Source organism: Shewanella sp. 11B5 (genome assembly GCF_002836795.1).
GTDB classification, from domain to species: Bacteria; Pseudomonadota; Gammaproteobacteria; order Enterobacterales; family Shewanellaceae; genus Shewanella; species Shewanella frigidimarina.
In genome coordinates this window covers 1-2349 of sequence record NZ_PJAP01001086.1, presented here as the reverse complement: position 1 = coordinate 2349, position 2349 = coordinate 1, and the positions used below count along the sequence as shown (strand labels likewise).

2 protein-coding genes are annotated in these 2349 nt (G+C 36.3%); both read left to right on the top strand.

Going from position 1 to position 2349, the window contains the following annotated elements; genetic code table 11:
• Positions 1-689 precede the first annotated feature (689 nt).
• On the top strand, positions 690-1046 hold the full coding sequence (locus CXF78_RS20590) for a hypothetical protein (protein WP_011638883.1): 357 nt from the start codon (positions 690-692) through the stop codon (positions 1044-1046).
• A gap of 75 nt (positions 1047-1121) precedes the next feature.
• The coding region (locus CXF78_RS20585) for a TolC family protein (protein ID WP_102037806.1) at positions 1122-2349 on the top strand (1228 nt) is incomplete at its 3' end.

The window sequence follows — 2349 nt, the reverse complement described above, 5'->3', positions numbered from 1 at the left end:
TGTGTAATCTGTAGTCCTTCACTGCTAAAAGATTGCTTCGTGTTTAAGTTAACTTACGTGAATAAAGTAATAATAAAAATTTGTTCCAGTCACTGTAATATTCTTCAATAATGAGCTAGCTAATGATGATGATCGTTAGCTGCAATCCGGTATGATGTGATTAAGTTGGCTTACTCAAGCTCGATATACCAGAAATCTCTATAAGAGAAACTGTTGCACTTACTTCAGCTCAGATTAATGGACAGTATTTATTTTGATAAAGTAACAAAATCAAGTTTTTGAAACGGAATGATGATACGTTAAGAGCTTGTATGTGAGTATTTTTGTTAAAAATGCTGCATTTACTTAAAACTTTGTACAGAGCCTGTACATATACCGTTCCAGCAAAACTAATGAATCCTAGTCAATGCATTTTATTAGCGATAACTTGTTTTCAGGCAGATTTTAATGTCATCGATGACTACCACTGTGAAGCGTTGCTATCGAATTGTACTTGAGTTCACCTCGTCATTCGCGAGTATTTAACTTTAATTTTAACTTTAAAATTTTATAGGCTCTTGTACATTCTTAAATAACAGGTTTAATATTCAGCGGGTAAAACACCGCCATCAGTCTTGAACAGAGTTAAATATGCATTGATTTTTTTATGGGGAATGTTAAAATCAAAATGTATCTAAATTGGGGTTAGCATGATTAAATTAGTATCGACAATTTTAATTTTTGTATGGGTTGTGTTTCAACCTATGACAAATATTGTCGATGCTCACCCGCTAAAAGCTTATGCTGAGATTTTATCAAGTACACCAATCGATAATAATGTATCAGTTATCAAAACACCTCCAGTTCATGATGTATCTACGACTGATATTCCTTCTTCAAATGAAATGTTTCACTGCCACCACCACAGTAGTCATTGCCATATCTATTTGTTAAGTGTCTATGAGGCTGAAACTGATATCCTCACAAAATACGCTCCATACAACTCATATTTATTTTCTATTCCAGAAACTCCTTTTTCAGCTTCAATTCGTCCTCCGATCGCCTAATTTTTATTCTAAGTCAATTTTTGCAAATGATAGAGTTTGCGCATTTTTATATCTTAAATAATTAGGTATTACAATATGTTAATGTTAAATCGTCCTCCAAAACTAGTTTTGGAGCTCTCGAGTCGTATTTATAATATACGGATTATTTCGTGTGTTTTCCTTGTGGCATTCTCCTTTACAATCAGCGCAGCAAGAGCATCATCGGCAGATCAAGCTATATCGCTGCCAACTGCAATGCAGCGTTCACTATCACAAAATCCTTCTCTTAAATTTTTTCCGTATCGAATTGATGCTCTGAATGGTCAAATGGAAACTGCTAAATTATCACCTGCTTATGAATTAGGTTTTGATACTGAAAATGTTGGAGGAACTGGAAATTACAACGGTATTAGTGGAGCTGAGTTCACTATAGCTTTATCCTCAGTTTTTGAAATGGATAACAAGCGTTTAGCTAGAATTGGGACTGTATCTTCTGAATTGTCATTATTAGAAGCAAGCAGGCAGGTTGAGTCACTGGCTTTACTTGGTGATGTTACTCGTCGTTATGTTGATGTACTTGCTGCACAAGAACAAGTTGTTCTTGCACAGGAGGCTACTCAACTAAGCATTGATACTTTGGATATTGTAAAAAAACGCGCTGCTGCAGGTGCTACACCCGATGCAGAAGTTAAACGAGCATTAGCAGCCTTAGAGCAAGCCAGGCTATCATTATTTGCCGAACAGCAACGCTTATCTTACTTAAAAGTTTCGTTATCGAGTTTGTGGGGATCATCCTCACCTGACTTTGAGAATGTTGAGGGGAATTTATTTCAGTTTGGGGAAGATATCTCATTTGAACAATTGTTTGAAAGAGTCAAACTTAACCCTGCAATAGAGATTTTTGCATCAGAAGCTCGTTTAAAAGATGCTGAAATACGTGTTGCTAAAACACAGTCAAAATCTGACATTAGTTGGTCTGTGGGGGTTCGTCGAGCTCAAGATACAAACGATACAGCACTCGTAGCTGGCTTCAGTATGCCTTTATTTTCTGGCTCTAGGAATCAAGGTGCTATTTCAACAGCCATTGCAGAAAAAAATCAAGTATTCGTAAAACGTGATGTCATGTTATTGGATATGCATAATCAGTTATTTCGAGCTTTTTACAATAGAAAACAAGCTATTTTAGTCGTTAACTCATTGCGTTCCACCATCATCCCTTCTTTAGAGCAAGCACTGATTGAAACTCAAGATGCATATCAGCGTGGAAGGTACGGTTATCTGGATTATGTGAGCTCTCGTCAGGAGTTGTTAAGTGCAAGACGTA